Genomic DNA, 1,628 nt, shown 5'->3' with positions numbered 1-1,628 from the left:
TCCTTATCCACTCTTCTAAACGTTTCAAGGGGCTTGGTGTCTCAATGAGAGCAAAATAGCCTATCCATCCCATCATGTATTGATTCAGTTTCTTGATTCGTTCCTCCATTGATATGCTCCAGTTTGGGTTGGTCAGCTGTCGTATCTTGTTCTTAAAGCGTTGGATAGACTTCGGAGCAAGGCGTATCCGGGCTTGGCGTTGGCTGGTGAAACTGAAGCCTAGAAATTTCCTCCGCCATGGTCGGTCGACCGCGCTTTTCTCCTCATTGACTTTGAGTTTTAACTTCTTCTCCAAGAATCTTTGGATGCTTTGCTTCACACGTTCTCCTGCGCGCCTACTGCGCACATAAATGTTACAATCATCCGCGTAACGGCAGAAGCGCAACCCTCGCTTTTCAAGTTCCTTGTCTAGGTCATCGAGAAGAATATTGGCCAATAACGGGCTCAGTGGACCTCCTTGCGGCGTTCCTTCTTCTGAGCGAACTTTGATGCCAGCAATCATGATCCCCGCTTTTAAATAGGCCCGTATCAGCTTCAGGACACGCTTGTCCTTTACCCGGCGTGCCACCCGGCTCATCAGGATGTCAATGGTGAACCCGGTCAAAGAATTTCTCCAAGTCAATGTCCACGACGTATTTGTACCCCTCATGGATATATCGTTGGGCTTGCCGGACGGCATCATGGGCCCGGCGTTGGGGGCGAAATCCATAACTGTGGGACGAAAAGTGAGGGTCGAAGATGGGTGTGAGTACTTGGAGAATGGCTTGTTGGATGAATCGGTCTATCACGGTAGGGATACCCAGCAACCTGACACCTCCGTCAGGTTTCGGGATTTCGACCCTTCGGACAGGTGCTGGTTGGTAGGTCCCCTCCAGCAGCTTTTGTTTAATGCCTGGCCAGTGCTCCCGGAGATAATCTCGGAGGTGTTCAGTTGAAACCCCGTCGATGCCGGGAGCGCCTTTGTTAGCCTCCACACGTTTGAGTGCTTTGGTTAGATTTGACCGTGATAAGATGTTCTCCAACAAAGCCATCGAGATATTTTCTCCTTTCGCGGGATGAGGTGTCAGGTCTTGCCGGGCAATGCTCAGNACCTTTCGGTTTTGGTTACCATCTTCAGATGGCGTGCCGTACAGGCCTCCCCGGATAAGAGCACGGACTTTCCACTCATGTACCTGCCCAATATACTGCCACAACCCTTGGCGGCTTTGGACTTCGTCTTGTTTGGCAGACTCATCCGATTGTGACAGCCTCAAATTGGGTTCGTGTACCTCAGGTCGAGTGTTTGCCTCCAGCAACACCAGATTCCGCCTCACGGCGGACACCCTTGCTTTCAGCTAACGGTAGGCGCTTGATGAGCCCCCGTTCGGGACTTTCACCCTATAGTCACGCACCCATGCCGGGCGTACCAAGAAAACGCCCATGTCAACCGATAACATGGGCGTTTGTCTCGGGCATGATGCATGCTTGCCTGTTCTGTTTCTAACAAGAAAGGGCATGGCTTACTTAGGGATTGCTGAAAAAGTTTCATTTTTTAAGTTTTAACTTGCTCAATTTAAGTTTCTTGGTAGACTATTTTTTTCTTGAAGACGTAAGTAAAACCATATAGCAAAAAAAGACAAAAAGAGAGC

At 49.7% G+C, this 1,628-nt stretch carries 1 pseudogene; it reads right to left on the bottom strand.

From position 1 onward, the window contains the following. A pseudogene (ltrA, locus tag IEW48_RS16600) lies at positions 1–1,031 on the bottom strand (group II intron reverse transcriptase/maturase); the annotation flags it as partial. Positions 1,032–1,628 lie beyond the last annotated feature (597 nt).

Origin of the sequence: Caldalkalibacillus thermarum (assembly GCF_014644735.1) — a bacterium.
In the GTDB taxonomy this organism is placed as follows: domain Bacteria; phylum Bacillota; class Bacilli; order Caldalkalibacillales; family Caldalkalibacillaceae; genus Caldalkalibacillus; species Caldalkalibacillus thermarum.
Note: the sequence above shows the minus strand (reverse complement) of the source record. Positions and strands in the feature narration are given on the sequence as shown.